Source organism: Pseudomonas entomophila (assembly GCF_013523165.1).
GTDB classification, from domain to species: domain Bacteria; phylum Pseudomonadota; class Gammaproteobacteria; order Pseudomonadales; family Pseudomonadaceae; genus Aquipseudomonas; species Aquipseudomonas entomophila_A.
On sequence record NZ_JAAMQI010000004.1, the window covers coordinates 159538 to 176966 of the forward strand.

At 65.1% G+C, this 17429-nt stretch carries 9 protein-coding genes and 1 pseudogene; 6 read left to right on the forward strand and 4 right to left on the reverse strand.

Annotated features, from left to right (window positions below; translation table 11 throughout):
• Nucleotides 1–219 precede the first annotated feature (219 nt).
• The 4 genes from gltB (at nucleotide 220) to G7Z99_RS04765 (ending at nucleotide 7900) form a co-directional block, all read left to right on the forward strand.
• A complete protein-coding gene (gene gltB / locus G7Z99_RS04750; RefSeq protein ID WP_181092434.1) occupies nucleotides 220–4665 on the forward strand; it encodes a glutamate synthase large subunit in 4446 nt (1481 codons plus the stop codon).
• 119 nt (nucleotides 4666–4784) lie between these two features.
• A complete protein-coding gene (locus G7Z99_RS04755) occupies nucleotides 4785–6203 on the forward strand; it encodes an FAD-dependent oxidoreductase (protein ID WP_181092435.1) in 1419 nt (472 codons plus the stop codon).
• Nucleotides 6204–6376: 173 nt separating this feature from the next.
• Nucleotides 6377–7441 carry a uroporphyrinogen decarboxylase gene (gene hemE / locus G7Z99_RS04760; RefSeq protein ID WP_181092436.1) on the forward strand — a complete coding sequence of 355 codons (1065 nt, stop codon included), beginning with the start codon at nucleotides 6377–6379 and terminating at the stop codon, nucleotides 7439–7441.
• 111 nt (nucleotides 7442–7552) lie between these two features.
• Entirely contained in the window at nucleotides 7553–7900 is a 348-nt protein-coding gene (locus tag G7Z99_RS04765; RefSeq protein WP_181092437.1) for a YgiW/YdeI family stress tolerance OB fold protein, read from the forward strand.
• Nucleotides 7901–8131: 231 nt separating this feature from the next.
• Here G7Z99_RS04765 and G7Z99_RS04770 read toward each other — a convergent pair whose 3' ends face one another.
• The gene (locus G7Z99_RS04770) at nucleotides 8132–9385 is read right to left on the reverse strand and encodes an MFS transporter (RefSeq protein WP_375139135.1); all 1254 of its coding nucleotides are present in this window, start codon (nucleotides 9383–9385) and stop codon (nucleotides 8132–8134) included.
• Nucleotides 9386–9495: 110 nt separating this feature from the next.
• Between G7Z99_RS04770 and G7Z99_RS04775 the strand changes: the two genes are divergently transcribed.
• Both G7Z99_RS04775 and G7Z99_RS19835 read left to right on the forward strand, forming a co-directional pair.
• Nucleotides 9496–10377: a LysR family transcriptional regulator gene (locus G7Z99_RS04775; RefSeq protein WP_181092438.1), complete on the forward strand. Its 882-nt coding sequence runs from the start codon at nucleotides 9496–9498 to the stop codon at nucleotides 10375–10377.
• 61 nt (nucleotides 10378–10438) lie between these two features.
• Nucleotides 10439–10722 (forward strand): annotated as a pseudogene (locus G7Z99_RS19835) (helix-turn-helix domain-containing protein).
• Nucleotides 10723–10746: 24 nt separating this feature from the next.
• Here G7Z99_RS19835 and selO read toward each other — a convergent pair.
• The 3 genes from selO to G7Z99_RS04790 all read right to left on the reverse strand — a co-directional run bounded on the left by selO (nucleotide 10747) and on the right by G7Z99_RS04790 (nucleotide 17419).
• Entirely contained in the window at nucleotides 10747–12207 is a 1461-nt protein-coding gene (gene selO, locus G7Z99_RS04780; RefSeq protein WP_181092439.1) for a protein adenylyltransferase SelO, read from the reverse strand.
• Nucleotides 12208–12326: 119 nt separating this feature from the next.
• Nucleotides 12327–15641, reverse strand: a complete 3315-nt coding sequence (mscK, locus tag G7Z99_RS04785) for a mechanosensitive channel MscK (protein WP_181092440.1) — start codon at nucleotides 15639–15641, stop codon at nucleotides 12327–12329.
• A 35-nt stretch (nucleotides 15642–15676) separates the two neighbouring features.
• Nucleotides 15677–17419, reverse strand: coding sequence for a potassium/proton antiporter (locus G7Z99_RS04790; protein WP_181092441.1), 1743 nt, complete (start codon nucleotides 17417–17419; stop codon nucleotides 15677–15679).
• Nucleotides 17420–17429: the final 10 nt, after the last annotated feature.

The following is a 17429-nucleotide window of genomic DNA, read 5'->3' on the forward strand; positions in this document are numbered from 1 at the left end:
AGAGTGCTAACACACAAAAATCGCGACAAGCATTCAAAAATGCGACATAAAGCGTAAGTGAGTCGTCACTATCGTTTGTGAGCGCGATCGCCGCTGTGCCACAATGCCCATCCATTACCCCCGCACAAAAAGCTGGCAAATGATCAGCGCGGATGGTAAGTGTTTGTTTAAAAAAGAGATTTGCCTTGGTTGAGAGGCGAACCTGGTGAGAATGTGTCTATGAAAACAGGTCTGTATCGTCCCGAAGAATTCAAGGATAACTGTGGTTTCGGCCTGATTGCCCACATGACGGGCACCCCAAGCCACCACCTGCTGCAAACCGCCATGCAAGCCCTGACGTGCATGACCCACCGTGGCGGGATCAACGCTGACGGCAAGACGGGCGACGGCTGTGGCCTGCTGATGCAGAAGCCCGACGCCTTCCTGCGTGCCGTGGCGACCGAGCAGTTCGGCGTCGCGCTGCCAGCGCAGTACGCCGTGGGCATGGTGTTCTTCAATCAGGACCCGGCCAGGGCCGAGGCGGCTCGCGCCAACATGGACCGTGAGATCCTGGCCGCCGGCCTGCAGCTGGTCGGCTGGCGCAAGGTGCCGATCGACACGCGTGTACTGGGCCAGCTGGCGCTGGAACGTCTGCCGCAGATCGAGCAGGTCTTCATCGGTGGGGAAGGGCTGAGCGATCAGGACTTCGCCATCAAGCTGTTCAGCGCACGTCGTCGCTCGTCGGTGGCCAACGCGGCCGACACCGACCACTACATCTGCAGCTTCTCGCACAAGACCATCATCTACAAAGGGTTGATGATGCCGGCGGACCTCGCCGCCTTCTTCCCGGACCTGGGTGACGAGCGCCTGCAGACCGCCATCTGCGTGTTCCACCAGCGCTTCTCCACCAACACCTTGCCCAAGTGGCCACTGGCGCAGCCGTTCCGTTTCCTCGCGCACAATGGCGAGATCAACACCATCACCGGCAACCGCAACTGGGCCATGGCCCGGCGCACCAAGTTCGCCAACGACCTGATCCCGGACCTCGAAGAGCTCGGCCCGTTGGTCAACCGCGTGGGCTCCGACTCCTCCAGCATGGACAACATGCTCGAGCTGATGGTGACCGGTGGCATCGACCTGTTCCGTGGCGTGCGCATGATCATTCCGCCGGCCTGGCAGAACGTCGAGACCATGGACGCCGACCTGCGCGCCTTCTACGAATACAACTCCATGCACATGGAGCCGTGGGACGGCCCGGCCGGTGTGGTGATGACCGAAGGCCGCCACGCAGTGTGCCTGCTCGACCGCAACGGCCTGCGCCCGGCGCGCTGGGTCACCACCACCAACGGCTACATCACCCTGGCGTCCGAGATCGGCGTGTGGGACTACAAGCCCGAGGATGTCGTGGCCAAGGGCCGGGTCGGCCCTGGCCAGATCTTCGCCGTCGACACCGAGACCGGGCAGATCCTCGACACCGATGCGATCGACAATCGGCTCAAGTCGCGCCATCCGTACAAGCGCTGGTTGCGCCAGCATGCCCTGCGCATCCAGGCCAACCTGAGCGACGACCCAGGCGTGGCCAGCTACGACGTCGACCAGCTCAAGCAGTACATGAAGATGTTCCAGGTCACCTTCGAGGAGCGTGACCAAGTGCTGCGCCCGCTGGGCGAGCAGGGCCAGGAAGCGGTCGGCTCGATGGGCGACGACACACCCATGGCGATCCTGTCGCGGCGCGTACGTTCGCCGTTCGACTACTTCCGCCAGCAGTTCGCTCAGGTCACCAACCCGCCGATCGACCCGCTGCGCGAAGCGATCGTCATGTCGCTGGAGATCTGCCTGGGGGCCGAGCGCAACATCTTCCAGGAGTCCCCCGAGCACGCCTCGCGGGTGATCCTCAGCTCGCCGGTGGTATCCCCGGCCAAGTGGCGTTCGCTGATGGCGCTGGAGCGCGAAGGCTTCGACCGTCAACTGATCGACCTCAACTACGAGCAAAGCATCGGCCTGGAAGCGGCCATCCGCAACATCGCCGACCAGGCCGAGGAGGCCGTCCGTGGCGGCAAGACCCAGCTGGTGCTCAGCGACCGTGCCATCGCCCCGGGCAAGTTGCCGGTCCATGCCTCGCTGGCCGTCGGCGCGGTGCACCACCGGCTGACCGAGCAGGGCCTGCGCTGCGACAGCAACATCCTGGTCGAAACCGCCACGGCGCGCGACCCGCATCACTTCGCCGTGCTGATCGGCTTCGGGGCGTCGGCGGTCTATCCGTACCTGGCCTACGAAGTGCTGGCCGACCTGATCCGGACCGGGGAAGTGCTGGGCGACCTGGACGAGGTGTTCAAGTACTACCGCAAGGGCATCTCCAAGGGCCTGCTCAAGATCCTGTCGAAGATGGGCATCTCGACCATCGCCTCCTACCGGGGCGCGCAGCTGTTCGAAGCGATCGGCCTGTCGGACGAGGTGGTCGGCCTGAGCTTCAAGGGCGTGCCGAGTCGTATCAAGGGCGCACGCTTCGTCGACCTCGAAGGCGACCAGAAGCTGCTGGCGGCCGAAGCCTGGAGCGCGCGCAAGCCGATCCAGCAGGGTGGCCTGCTGAAGTTCGTCCACGGCGGCGAATACCATGCCTACAACCCGGACGTGGTCAACACCCTGCAGGCCGCCGTGCAACAGGGCGACTACGTCAAGTTCAAGGAATACACCGCGCTGGTCGACCAGCGCCCGGTATCGATGATCCGCGACCTGCTCAAGGTCAAGGTCGCCGAGCAGCCGATCGCCCTGGAGCAGGTCGAACCGCTGACCGAGATCCTCAAGCGCTTCGACTCCGCCGGCATCTCCCTCGGTGCATTGTCACCCGAGGCGCACGAAGCCCTGGCCGAGGCGATGAACCGCCTGGGCGCACGCTCCAACTCCGGCGAGGGCGGCGAAGACCCGGCGCGCTACGGCACGTTGCGCAGCTCCAAGATCAAGCAGGTGGCCACGGGCCGTTTCGGCGTCACGCCGGAATACCTGGTCAACGCCGAAGTGCTGCAGATCAAGGTGGCCCAGGGCGCCAAGCCCGGTGAGGGCGGTCAGCTGCCAGGCGGCAAGGTCAATGGTCTGATCGCCAAGCTGCGCTACGCAGTGCCGGGCGTGACGTTGATCTCGCCGCCACCGCACCATGACATCTACTCGATCGAGGACTTGGCCCAGCTGATCTTCGACCTCAAGCAGGTCAACCCGCAGGCGCTGGTGTCGGTCAAGCTGGTCGCCGAGGCGGGCGTCGGCACCATCGCCGCCGGTGTGGCCAAGGCCTACGCCGACCTCATCACCATTTCTGGTTACGACGGCGGTACGGGCGCGTCGCCGCTGACCTCGATCAAGTACGCCGGGGCACCGTGGGAGCTGGGCCTGGCCGAGACGCACCAGACCCTGCGCGGCAACGACTTGCGCGGCAAGGTGCGGGTACAGACCGACGGCGGGCTGAAGACCGGCCTGGACGTGATCAAGGCGGCCATTCTCGGCGCCGAGAGCTTCGGCTTCGGCACTGCGCCGATGATCGCCCTGGGCTGCAAGTACCTGCGCATCTGCCACCTGAACAACTGCGCCACCGGCGTGGCGACGCAGAACGACAAGCTGCGCAAGGACCACTACATCGGCACCGTCGACATGGTGGTTAACTTCTTCACCTTCGTCGCCGAAGAAACCCGCGAATGGCTGGCGCGCCTGGGCGTGCGCAGCCTGGGCGAGCTGATCGGCCGCACCGACCTGCTGGACGTGCTGCCAGGCGACACCGAGCGCCAGCACCATCTGGACCTCAGCCCGCTGCTGGGCAGCAGCCACGTGCCGGCCGACAAGCCGCAGTTCTGCCAGGTCGAGAACAACCCGCCGTTCGACAAGGGCGAACTGGCCGAGCGGATGGTCGCCCTGGCCCTGCCAGCGGTACGCGACAAGGCCGGTGGCACCTTCGACCTGAACATCTGCAACTGCGACCGTTCGATCGGTGCACGGGTGTCTGGCGAGATCGCGCGTCTGCACGGTAACCAGGGCATGGCCGCCGCGCCGGTCACCTTCCGCTTCAAGGGCACGGCCGGGCAGAGCTTCGGCGTGTGGAACGCTGGCGGGTTGCACCTGCACCTGGAAGGCGATGCCAATGACTACGTCGGCAAAGGCATGACCGGTGGCAAGCTGACCATCGTGCCGCCTGCCGGCAGCCCCTTCGAGACGCAACACAGCGCCATCATCGGCAACACCTGCCTGTACGGCGCCACCGGTGGACGGCTGTTCGCCGCCGGGACGGCAGGCGAGCGCTTCGGCGTGCGCAACTCCGGTGCTCACGCGGTCGTGGAAGGCACCGGCGATCATTGCTGTGAATACATGACCGGTGGCTTCGTCTGCGTCCTGGGCAAGACCGGTTACAACTTCGGCTCTGGCATGACCGGCGGTTTCGCCTACGTGCTCGACCAGGACAACACCTTCGTCGACAAGCTCAACCACGAACTGGTGGAAATCCAGCGCATCAGTGGCGAGGCGATGGAGGCCTACCGCTCGCACCTGGCGCGCGTCCTGGCCGAATACGTCCAGGAAACCGGCAGCGAGTGGGGGCGTGAGCTCTCGGAGAACCTGGAGGACTACGTGCGGCGCTTCTGGCTGGTCAAGCCCAAGGCGGCCAACCTCAAGCACCTGCTCTCCAGCACCCGCGCCAACCCACAGTAAAGGCCGCTGCACGGGTGAAGCCTCGCGCGGCCAGCGGCCGTGCGAGCGCCCCCGGCTCTCGTGATCGATGTGCGGCTCGCAGCGTGACGCTCGCGGCTGCTGTAAAGAGGTGTTGAAACATGGCTGAACGTCTGAGTAACGACTTCCAGTTCATCGAAGTAGGGCGCAAGGATCCCAAGAAGAAGCTGCTGCGCCAGCGCAAGAAGGAGTTCGTCGAGATCTACGAACCCTTCAAGCCGCAGCAGACCACCGAGCAGGCGCATCGCTGCCTGGGCTGTGGCAACCCGTATTGCGAATGGAAGTGCCCGGTGCACAACTTCATTCCCAACTGGCTCAAGCTGGTGTCCGAAGGCAACATCCTGGCGGCGGCCGAGCTGTCGCACCAGACCAATACCCTGCCGGAAGTCTGTGGCCGGGTCTGCCCGCAGGACCGCCTCTGTGAAGGCGCCTGCACCCTGAACGACGGCTTCGGCGCGGTGACCATCGGTTCGGTGGAGAAGTACATCACCGACACCGCCTTCGCCATGGGCTGGCGCCCGGACATGTCCAAGGTCAAACCGACCGGCAAGCGGGTCGCCATCATCGGTGCCGGCCCGGCGGGCCTGGGCTGCGCCGACGTGCTGGTGCGTGCCGGGGTGACCCCGGTGGTGTTCGACCGCAACCCCGAGATCGGCGGGCTGCTGACCTTCGGCATCCCCGAGTTCAAGCTCGAGAAGACCGTGCTGAGCAATCGCCGCGAAGTGTTCACCGGCATGGGCATCGAGTTCCGCCTGAACACCGAGATCGGCAAGGACGTCACCCTGGAGCAGTTGCTCGCCGAGTACGACGCGGTGTTCATGGGCATGGGCACCTACACCTACATGAAAGGCGGCTTCCCGGGCGAGGACCTGCCGGGCGTGCACGATGCGCTGGATTTCCTGGTCGCCAACGTCAATCGCAACCTGGGCTTCGAGAAGGCGCCGGAAGACTTCATCGACATGCAGGGCAAGACGGTGGTGGTGCTGGGCGGTGGCGACACGGCGATGGACTGCAACCGCACCTCGATCCGCCAGGGCGCCAAGGCCGTCACCTGTGCCTACCGCCGTGACGAGGCGAACATGCCCGGCTCGCGCAAGGAAGTGAAGAACGCCAAGGAAGAGGGCGTGAAGTTCCTCTACAACCGTCAGCCGATCGCCATCGTCGGTGAGGATCGGGTCGAAGGCGTGAAGGTGGTCGAGACCCGTCTCGGCGAGCCGGATGCCCGTGGCCGCCGCAGCCCCGAGCCGATTCCAGGGTCCGAGCAGATCCTGCCGGCCGACGCCGTGGTGATCGCCTTCGGCTTCCGGCCCAGCCCGGCGGCCTGGTTCGAGCAGTTCGACATCCGCACCGACAGCCAGGGCCGCGTCGTGGCACCGGAGCAGGGTCGCTTCAAGCACCAGACCAGCCACCCGAAGATCTTCGCTGGCGGCGACATGGTGCGCGGGTCCGACCTGGTGGTGACGGCGATCTTCGAGGGGCGCACGGCGGCCGAGGGGATTCTGGACTACCTGGAGGTCTGAGAAGCGGCAAGCTGATCGTGTGGGGGCAGCAATGGACGTTCCCCCACCGCGGTCCCCGCTTGTAACGTGTAGCCATCCCTCCAATGTGTTGAACCAACCTGCCTTACGGCGTTCGCCGTGCCTTTTTGTCGTGCGTCTGAGAAAATACCCCCACTCTTTTCCCGGATGCCGACATGACTGCCCTGAAGAACGACCGTTTCCTGCGCGCGCTGCTCAAGCAACCCGTGGACGTGACCCCTGTCTGGATGATGCGCCAGGCCGGCCGCTACCTGCCGGAGTACCGCGCCAGCCGCGCCAAGGCCGGTGACTTCATGAGCCTGTGCAAGAACCCGCAGTTTGCCTGCGAGGTCACCCTGCAGCCGCTGGAGCGCTACCCGCTGGATGCCGCGATCCTGTTCTCCGACATCCTCACCATCCCCGATGCCATGGGCCAGGGGCTGTACTTCGAAACCGGCGAGGGGCCGCGCTTTCGCAAGGTCATCAACACCCGTGCCGACATCGAGGCGCTGCCGGTGCCGGATGCGCACCAGGACCTGGGCTACGTCATGGACGCGGTCAGCACCATTCGTCAGGCGCTCGATGGCCGTGTGCCGCTGATCGGTTTCTCCGGCAGCCCCTGGACGCTGGCGACCTACATGGTCGAGGGCGGCTCGTCGAAGGACTTCCGCAAGACCAAGGCGATGCTGTACGACGATCCGCAGGCCATGCACCTGCTGCTGGACAAGCTGGCCCAGTCGGTCACCCAGTACCTCAACGGGCAGATCGAGGCTGGCGCCCAGGCGGTCCAGATCTTCGATACCTGGGGCGGCAACCTGTCGTCGGCGGCGTATCAGGAATTTTCCCTGGCCTACATGCGCAAGATCGTCAGCGGCTTGATCCGCGAGCGTGAAGGGCGCAAGGTGCCGGTGATCCTCTTCACCAAGAACGGCGGCCTGTGGCTCGAAAGCATTGCTGACGCCGGTGCCGATGCCCTGGGCCTGGACTGGACGTGCGACATTGGCGAAGCCCGACGTCGCGTGGGTGAGCGGGTCGCCCTGCAGGGCAACATGGACCCGACCGTGCTGTACGCCAAACCCGAGGCCATTCGCCAGGAAGTGGGCCGTATCCTGGCCAGCTACGGTCGCGGCACGGGCCATGTCTTCAACCTGGGGCATGGCATCACGCCGGAAGTCGATCCCGCGCACGCCGGGGCGTTCATCGAGGCGGTGCACGAACTGTCCGCGCCTTACCACGCCTAAGACGGCCCTGAAACGCTCTGTCAGCGCAGCGCATGTGGCAGGGCGGATTAAGCTTGGTTTCAGCCTGTCTGGGTAAGCTGGCCCCATTCCCACCCAGACAGGATCCGAACCATGAAAGCACGTTACCTCACCCTGCTGCTCGCTCCACTCTTCAGCACTGCCGTCCTGGCCGCGGGCTACACCGGCCCTGGCGCTCAGCCCGTCACCAGCGTGGCCGCAGCCAAAGAGGCCGCAGACGATACCCCTGTCGTGCTGCAAGGCTTCGTGACCAAGAAGATCAACAACGACGACAAGTACGAGTTCAAGGACAACACGGGGACCATCACCGTCGAGATCGACGATGAAGACCTGCCCACGACCCCCTTCAACGACAAGACCAAGGTCAAGCTGACCGGCGAGGTAGAGAAGCACCTGGTCAATCGCGAAGTGGACGTGGATACGGTCGAGTTCGTCAACTGAACAGGCGTGGTGCGGCAAGGAGGGATGACGCCATCGTGCCTTGCCTCGCCGGCCTCGAAACCTGCGAAGACCTGCTTCGAACGCGGTGGCTTCATCGCGGGCAAGCCCGCTCCCACAAACTGCTTGCGCAGCCATGCCTAGACCGACGGCTACAGAGATCTGGGTGGGAGCTTGCCAGCGATGAAGCCTTTACGGTCCAGCTTCATTTACCAGACCAAAGCCCCGCCAGCATCAAGCCGTCTTTGGCGCCAGCCGGCTCAGGTGCAGCGCCACCAGCAAGGCCACGCTCAGCAATGCGCCGATGAACAGCCCGACCCCACTCCAGCCTCCCCAGTGCCAGAACATCCCGCCTGCCGTGCCCGCCACGCTCGAACCGGCGTAGTAGCTGAACAGGTACAGGGAAGAAGCCTGCCCCTTGGCCTTCAGCGCACGGCGTCCGATCCAGCTGCTGGCGACCGAGTGCGCGCCGAAGAAGCCGAAGGTGAACACCAGCATGCCGACGATGATCAGCGGCAGCGGGCTGGCCAGGGTGATCAGCATGCCGCCACCCATCACCAGGATACTGGCCCAGAACACCTTGCGTCGGCCCAGCCGGTCGGCCAGGGCGCCCACCTGCGCCGAGCTGTAGATGCCCGACAGGTACACCACCGAGAGGAGCCCGACCCAGGCCTGGTTCAAATGGTAGGGGTCGGCCAGCAGGCGATAGCCAATGTAGTTGAACAGCGTCACGAAGGCGCCCATCAGCAGGAAGGCCTCGAGGAACAGCCACGGCAACCCGGCGTCCTTGAAGTGCATCGTGAACCCGTCGAGCAGGCTCCGTGGCCGTAGCGGCTGAGGGCGGAAGTTACGCGACTCGGGCAGCACCTTCCAGAACACCGCCGCCGCGATCAGCCCCAGCCCGCCGATGATCAGCATCGCCGTGTGCCAGCTGACGAAGTCGATCAGCACGCCGGCGATCAACCGCCCGCTCATGCCGCCGATGGCGTTGCCGCCAATGTACAGCCCCATGGCCAGGCCGATGTGACCCGGATGGATCTCTTCACTCAGGTAGGTCATGGCCACGGCCGCCAGCCCGCTCAACGACAGCCCGACCAGCGCACGCGTGACCAGCACGCTTTCCCAGGTCGGCATCAGCGCACTGGCCACGGTCGCCACGGCGGCGCAGACCAAGGCGAAGAGCATCACCGGCTTGCGCCCGATCCGGTCGGAAATCGGCCCGGTCACCAGCAGACCGATCGCCAGCATGGCGGTGGAGACCGACAGCACCAGGCTGCTCTGCGCCGCGTTGATCGAAAACTCTCGCGACAGCAGCGGCATCATCGGCTGCACGCAGTACAGCAGCGCGAACGTGGCGAACCCACCGCTGAACAGCGCCAGCACTGTGCGCATGAAGGCCGGTGTGCCTTTCTCGATCCACACCTCAACGCGCGGTTCGGAGGTGAACGGAGCAGCGTGGGCAGGCAAAGCAACGGCAGCGGCTTTCACGACGAACACCTCAGGTATGAGCGACAGAAAAAATCATATAGCTGGCTAATGATTAGATCCAATATATTGTTCGACCTATTTGATAGGTTTTACGACTCATTGAGGTGGGCATGGAATTGCGTCATCTGCGGTATTTCATCGCGGTCGCCGAGGAGCTGCACTTCGGTCGCGCCGCGCAGCAACTGGGCATTTCCCAGCCGCCGCTGAGTCAACAGATTCAAGCCCTGGAACAGGAGGTCGGTGCCCGCTTGTTCGATCGCAACAACCGACGGGTCGAGTTGAGCGAGGCCGGACGGCTGTTCCTGGAGGAAGCACGGCAGGTGCTGGCGCAAGTCGAACGGGCTGCCGACGTCGCACGTCGGGCCCAGCAAGGCGAGTTGGGCGAGTTGAAAATCGGCTTCACCTCCTCGGCGCCCTTTACGTCCCGCATCCCCAAGGCGCTACGTACGTTCCGGCAACAATTTCCGGCCGTGCACCTCGATCTCAAGGAAATGAGCAGCCGTGAGGTGGCTGACGGGGTATTCGACGCAACGCTCGACATCGGGTTGATGCGACCGATGCCCTTGCCGGAAGGGTTGATCGTCACGTCGCTGTTCGATGAGCCCTTGATCGCTGTGCTCAATGCCAGCCATCCCCTGGCAGCGAGCGAGGAAGGCCTGTCGATGACGGCACTGGCCGAGGAGCCCTTCGTGTTCTTTCCCCGCAGTTATGGCAGCGGGCTGTACGCTCAGTTGTTGAGCCTGGCCCGCCAGGCTGGATTCACGCCACGCATCGCCCAGGAAGCCGGGGAGGTGATGACGATCATCGGGCTGGTCGCCGCAGGTTTGGGCGTGTCGGTGCTGCCTGCGTCCTACCAGCGCATGCGCATCGACGGTGTGGTTTATCGGACGCTGACCGACGAAGGCGCCGTGAGTGCCGTCTGGCTGGTACGCCGGCAGGGCGCCTTGTCTGCCATGGCCAATGCATTCGTGGAGCTGCTTGCAGGAGGCTAGAAGATCAAGAAAGATGATGATGCGTCCAGGCACCACGATGAGACAGACAGGGAGACGATCAGTGAAGAGTAAACCAATCCGTACAGAGGAGGACCTGCATGCAGCCTTTCAACGGCTCGAAGCGATTTTCCAGGCTGAGGCAGGCACGCCAGACGCTGACGAAATGGAGGCCTTGGTAACCTTGATCGAAACCTATGAGCGCCAGCACTCTCCGCTCCGCTCCACGTCCCAAGCGGCCGCGTCTACGCAGCTCTGAGCGCAAGACACGGCCTCAGCCTGGCCATGATCAAGCGTCTGCACGACGGCTTGCGGATACCGTACGAGTCCCTGCTGGCCAGCGCATGACCGCCGACGCCGCCGCGCCGAGCCTCACGACGAACAACTGATCTCCAGGTGCTTGCCCCAGGTCGGTGGCCGCTCGGCATAGGCCTGCATCCCGGGTTGCTCCTCGAAAGGCGTGCTCAGCACGTGATGCAGGCGTCGGACCTCGGTGTAGTCCCCCGCTTCGGCCGCTTCGATGGCCTGCTGCGCCAGGTAGTTGCGCAGCACGTACAGCGGGTTCACCGCATGCATGCGTGCGCGGCGGCCGGTCGCGTTGTCCGGCTCACGGGCGCAGCGCGCCAGGTACGCCTCGCCCCACTGGTCGAAACCGGCCAGGTCGACGAAGTCATCGCGCACCACGCGCAAGGCCTCGGCCACAGGCTTATCGCCCAGCTGGCGGAAGAACAGGTGGTAGTCCACGGCGCCTTTCTGCATCAGCTGCAGGAGCCGTTCGATCAGTTCCAGGTCATCCGGCTCGGCGACCGTGAAACCCAGGCGGCGGCGCATCAGGTCCAGGTAATGCGTCTGGTACAGCGGCAGGAACAGCTCCAGTGCCTGCTTCAGCGCCTCGACCTCGACGAAGGGCGTGAGGGCCTGGGCCAGAGCGCTGAGGTTCCAGTGAGCGATCGGCACCTGGTTGCTGTAGCTGTAGCGACCCCGGTCGTCGGAATGATTGCAGATGAAGTTGGCGTCGAAATCGTCGAGGAAGGCATACGGGCCGAAGTCGAAGGTGATGCCCAGGATCGACATGTTGTCGGTGTTCATCACCCCGTGGCAGAACCCATACGCCTGCCAGCGGGCGATCAGCTCGGCGTTGGCTTCGACGATGGCGTTGAACATCGCCAGGCACGGCTGCTCGGCCTCCAGGCACTCGGGGTAGTGGGCCTGCAGCACATGGTCGAGCAGCGCCTGCGCCTGCTCGGGCTGACGGGTGTAGTAGAAGTACTCGAAGTGCCCGAAGCGAATGTGACTCTCGGCCAGGCGCAGCATCATCGCCGCGGTTTCGGCCGTCTCGCGCCATACGGTCGTGCTCGAGCCGACCACGCACAGGGCGCGGCTGCTGGGGATGCCCAGCGCATGCAGGGCTTCGGAGGCGAGGAACTCGCGGATCGACGAGCGCAGCACCGCGCGCCCATCACCCATGCGCGAGTAGGGCGTCTGCCCGGCGCCCTTCAGATGCAGGTCCCAGTGCTCGCCCGCGTCGTTGACCACTTCGCCGAGCAGCAGCCCACGGCCATCGCCCAGGCGCGGGGTATAGCCCCCGAACTGGTGGCCGGAATAGACCATCGCGCGCGGATCGGCCTCTTCCCACAACTTGTGCCCGCTGAACAGCTCGGCGAACAGGGGGGTACCGGCCTCACTGGGGGCCAGGTCGAGCAACGCCATCGCCGCTTCGCTGGCCACGACCAGGCGCGGCTCGGCGATCGGCTCGGGCAGGACCTGGGTGGAGAACGCATCGCCCAGGCGGGCGAAGCGGTTGTCGAACGTCAGTTGATCGAGCGTTTTCAAGGGAGTGCTCCTTACAGGGTGCGAGGGCGGCCACCGCGACGAGCCCAAGGACCCCGCACCAACCTGCCCGATGTCGCCCAGCGTCATGTCACCGCGCGTGCATGGTCAGTGGACCGGGCTCAGACCGGTCCGGTGCCATCGACCTGACCGACGTCGCCACCCCGTGCGATGAGTTGCTGCCGGGTGCCTTGGGTGTCCATCAGGAACACTTCCACCTGGCGCACGGAGATTTTGATGCCATGGGCGCGGAATTCGCGGTCGATGTAGCGGTTGATTTCGTCGAGGGTCGGGTTGCGGTCGCCCAGGTCGCGCACGTGCATGCGCAATTCGTGTTCCAGGGCGTTCTCGCCGAAATTGAGGAAGTACACCAGCGGCTCGGGGTCCTTGAGCACGCGTGGGTTCTCGTGCGCGCCCTTGAGCAGCAGGTCGCGTACCAGTTCCAGGTCCGAGCCATAGTCGATCCCCAGCTTGAGCGTGACCCGGGTGATGGTGTCGGTCAGCGACCAGTTGATCAGTTGCCCGGTGATGAAGGTCTTGTTGGGGACGATGATGTCCTTGCGGTCGAAGTCGGTGATGGTGGTGGCGCGGATGCGGATCTTGCTGACCGTGCCCGACAGGTTGCCGATGGTGATGGTGTCGCCGATCCGGGCCGGGCGTTCGAACAGGATCATGATCCCGGAGATGAAGTTGGCGAAGATCTCCTGCATGCCGAAGCCCAGCCCCAGGGACAAGGCGGCGACCAGCCATTGCAACTTGTCCCAGCTCAAGCCGAGGGTCGACAGGGTGCTGACGAACCCGATCCCGGCGATGGCGTAGGACAGCAGGGTGGTGGTGGCGTAGGCGCTGCCCTGGGCCAGGTTGAGTCGTGACAGCACCAGCACTTCGAGCAGGCCGGGCAGGTTGCCGGCCAGGGCGAAGGTGATGCCGACGATCACCATTGCGCTGAGCAGGTCGCCCAGGCTGATCGGCACCATGCTGGCGGTCGCGCCAGTGCCGCTGGTGTACTCGTAGAGCGTGATGTTGTTGAGGTAGGAGAACACCGTGATCAGGTCCGACCAGACCCAGTACAGGCCACCGATGAAGCCGCCGAGCAGCGCCAGGCGGATCAGGCGCAGCGACTGCTGGTTGACCTGCTCGATGTCCAGCTTGGGCTCTTCGCTGATGAGGTCGCCCTCCTGGCTGTCCTTGGCCGCCTGGCGCTTGCTCAGGGCACGCTGGTAGGCCAGGCGCCGGGCCGCCACGCCCAGGCCGCGCACGAAGGCGGCTTCGATGACCAGCCAGAACAGCAGCAGGTAGAGCGTGTAGATGAGCCGGTCGGTCAGCTTGAGGGCGGTGTAGTAGTAGCCGAAGCACACGGCCACGAACAGCGCGATCGGCAGGGCGGTGAACGCGACCCCCACGGCCTTGCGGAACAGCGAGGCGTCGCGGTGGGCCGGGCTGCTGAGCAGCAGGCGGCTGAGCAGCCAGGCCATCAGCGCGTAGCAGGCCAGCACCACGCCGATGCCCAGCACGTCCTCGGCCAGGGCCGAAGGCTGGTGCTCGGCCACCGCCACGACGCCGACCAGGGCCAGCACCACCGTCCCCAGCCGTCGCACCCAGCCGCGCAGGAATTCGACCTGTGGCTTGTACCAGCGAAAGTGCACCTCGGCCACGCCGCCGGGCGAGAGGATGCGGTAGGCGGTGTAGAACACCAGCCAGGCCTGCGCCAGTTGCCACAGCGCCGCGCCCAGGTTGGCGTTCTGCCCGCGTGCATCGATCTGCAGGGCGTACCCGCACAGGGCCAGACCCAGCGCGACGGGCAACGCCAGCAGGATGTTGATCAGGATCGCCTGCGGCGTGTGCCACTGGCTGTCACGCTTGAAGTGACCGATGTCCTGGTGCACCGCACTCAAGCGCTCGTACAGGTACGTGCGCCGCCACAGCAGTGCCGCGATCAGCACCAGCAGCGGCAGGAACAGCAGCGGTCGCTGGGTCAGGCCATCGGACAGCTCCTTGAACCCGGACGCCCAGGGCAGGCTGGCGACCTGGTCGACGAAGCGTTCCGGCACGTAGCGCAGCCATTCCCAATCCAGCGGCTTGTTGCTGGGGATCCAGAACATCTGCTCGTCGAGGGTAGTGCGCAGCCCCTGGGCCGTGCTGAGCAATTGCTTCTGGTTGAGCTGCAGGGTGATCGACTCGTTGAGCAGGGCGCTGAGCTCGCGGTTCAGCCGTTCGAGCAGGTCGCTGCGGGTGATGGCGACTTCCAGCAACGCCTTGCGCAGGGCCGGCGTGACCTCTTCTTCGGGCTGGCCGGCCAGCAGGCGCTCGACGTAGCTGCCGGGCGTGCTCATCTGCTCACGCTGCTGGTTGACCTCGAACTGGTACAGGCGGATGTCGGCGATCTGGTCGGCCAGGTCGCGGTCGAGCTTGAGGTGCGGCAGCGCCTGTTTCTGCTTGTAGAGGATCTTCGACAGCAACAGGCTGCCCTTGAGCACGTTGATCTGCTCGTCGAGCGCCTGGTCGGCCTGGGTCAGTACATCCAGCTGCTGCTTGGTCTGCAGGTTCTGCTGGGTCAGCTCGTTGAGCCGATCGGTGCTCTTGAGCAGGTAGTCCGACAGGCGCAGGTTGGCGGCGCTCTCGGTGGCCAGCAAGGTGCTGCCACCGGCCTTCTGCGCTTCGATCGACTGCTGGGTGACCGTCTGCTGCGACTGCGCCAGGCGCTTGGCATTGATCAGCGACTGCAAGTCCTGGATTTCCTGCTCCAGGCGCGTGGCGCGCTCGATCAGCAGGTCATGCCGGGCATTGCCCAGGTCTTGCAGCAGGCTGTTGCCGGCCAGCTCCTGGCGGCGCAGCAGGGTCAGGGCATTGAGCGAGGCCAGCTCGGCACTGAGCTGGTTGCGCTGGTCGGCGTTGAGCGCCTTGCCGTTGTCCTTGCCGGACTTGAGGCTGCTGTTGATCTGCTGGATGCGGGTCTGGTTGCTGCTGATCTCGGCCTGGGCGCGCTCCGGTCGGGTCTGCGAATTGATGATCAGGCTGTTGGCTTCGGACAGGGCCTTCTGCAGGTCGCCCTGCTGAGTGCTGCGCTCGGCCAGCATCTGTTCGAGCTGCGGCACGCTGGCATTGGCATAGCGCTCGGCGACCGCCACGTTCGGGCTCTGCTTGAGCTTGAGCAGTGCCTGCTGGCTGTCACGGATCTCGCCAGGGGCCTGCTCGAGCTGCTGCTTGAGCGCGGCGAGCTTGTCGTCACTGTCCTGCTGGTTACCCAGCAGTGTCAGGGTCTGCTCGAGCACTTGCTGCAAGGCTTTCTGGTCGGCCTCGGGCAGCTTGCGCTCGGCGATCTTGTCCAGGCTGCTCTGGACGCCTTGGGTCGTGAGCGCCTCGGCGGCCAGGCCGAGGGCCGGAAGGGAAACGCACAGCCCCAGGAGGGCTGCGCGGAGAACTGCGCGCAGGGACATAGTCAGGATCTTGCAGAGCGGGGCGGAGACGGATTCTAGAGGAACAGACCGGGGGTCGGTCGAGCACCTTCGGGGAATTTGACGCCCACCTTGAGGATCTTGTTCCCCTCCATGGCCGCCACGGTCCACAGCGTGCCGGCCCATTCGATCTGATCGCCCACCACCGGCGCGCCTCCGACCTTCTGTCGGATGAACTGCGCCAGCGGCATGTGAGGGTCCTGGGCGTCGAGCTTGAGGCCGTACAGCGCTGCCACGGCAGCCAGTTCGGCGTCGCCTTCGAGCACGAAGTCGCCGAAAAAGCGCAGGTCCTGCCCACGTTGCGGCGGTTTGCTGAACAGCTTGCCCAGGGCCGGCAGGTGGTGCTCATGACCGATCACGCACAGCAGGTCGTCGACCTGCAGCACCGTGCTGCCCGAGGGGTGCAGCAGTTGCTCGCCACGGAACAGCGCGGCGATGCGTGTGCCTTCGGGCATTTTCAGTTCGCGCAGCGCTGCACCGATGCACCATTTCTCGGCACCCAACCGGTAGACGAACAGCTCCCATTCGCTGGTGATGTTCACTTCCAGGGCCGAGCGCGAGATCGGTGCCGGGTCGGGTGGCACGGTCACCTTGAGCAGCTTGGCCATCCACGGCAGGCTGGTGCCCTGCACCAGCAGCGAGACCAGCACGATGAAGAAGGCCAGGTTGAAGAACAGCTGGGCGTCCGGCAGGCCGGCCATCAACGGGAAGACCGCCAGGATGATCGGGACCGCGCCGCGCAGCCCGACCCAGGAGATGAACCCTTTTTCGCGGCCATGGAACGCCTTGAACGGCAGCAGCGCGACCGCCACCGAGAGCGGACGCGCGAAGAGGATCATCCACAGCGCCAGGCCCAGTGCCGGCAGGGCGATGGGCAGCAGGTCGTGGGGCGTGACCAGCAGGCCGAGCACCAGGAACATGCCGATCTGCGCCAGCCAGGCCATGCCGTCGAGCATGTGCAGGATGCCGTGGCGGCTGCGGATGGGGCGGTTGCCCAGCACAAGGCCGCACAGGTAGACGGCCAGGAAGCCGCTGCCGTGCAGGGCATTGGTCAGGGCGAACACCACCAGGCCGCCGGCGATCACCAGGATCGGGTACAACGCACTGCCCAGGTGAATGCGGTTGACCAGCTGCAGCATCAGCCAGCCACCGCCCAGCCCCACCAGCCCGCCGATGCCGAACTCGCGGATCAGGTGCGTCAGCAGGCTCCAGTGCAGGCCGGTCTGGTGGCTGGCGATCATGTCGATCAGGGTCACCGTCAGGAACACCGCCATCGGGTCGTTGCTGCCCGATTCGATCTCCAGGGTGGCAGTGACCCGCTCGTTGAGCCCCTTGCCGCCCAGCAGGGAAAACACCGCTGCCGCATCGGTGGAGCCGACGATGGCGCCGATCAGCAGCCCCTGGATCAGGCTGAGGTCGAACAGCCAGGCCGCCGCCATGCCAGTCAGGCCGGTGGTGATGAGCACCCCGACCGTGGCCAGCGACAACGCCGGCCACAAGGCCACGCGAAAGCTCGCCACCCGCGTGCGCAGGCCGCCGTCGAGCAGGATCACCGCCAGCGCCAGGTTGCCCACCAGGTAGGCGGTCGAGTAGTTGTTGAAGATGATGCCGCCGCCATCCACGCCGGCGACCATGCCGACCGCCAGGATGATCACCAGGATCGGGATACCCAGTCGTGACGAGAGGGAGCTGACCAGAATACTTGCACTCACCAGCAAAGCGCCGATCAAGAACAGGCTGTTGATGGTGCTCGCATCCAAAATGCAGGTA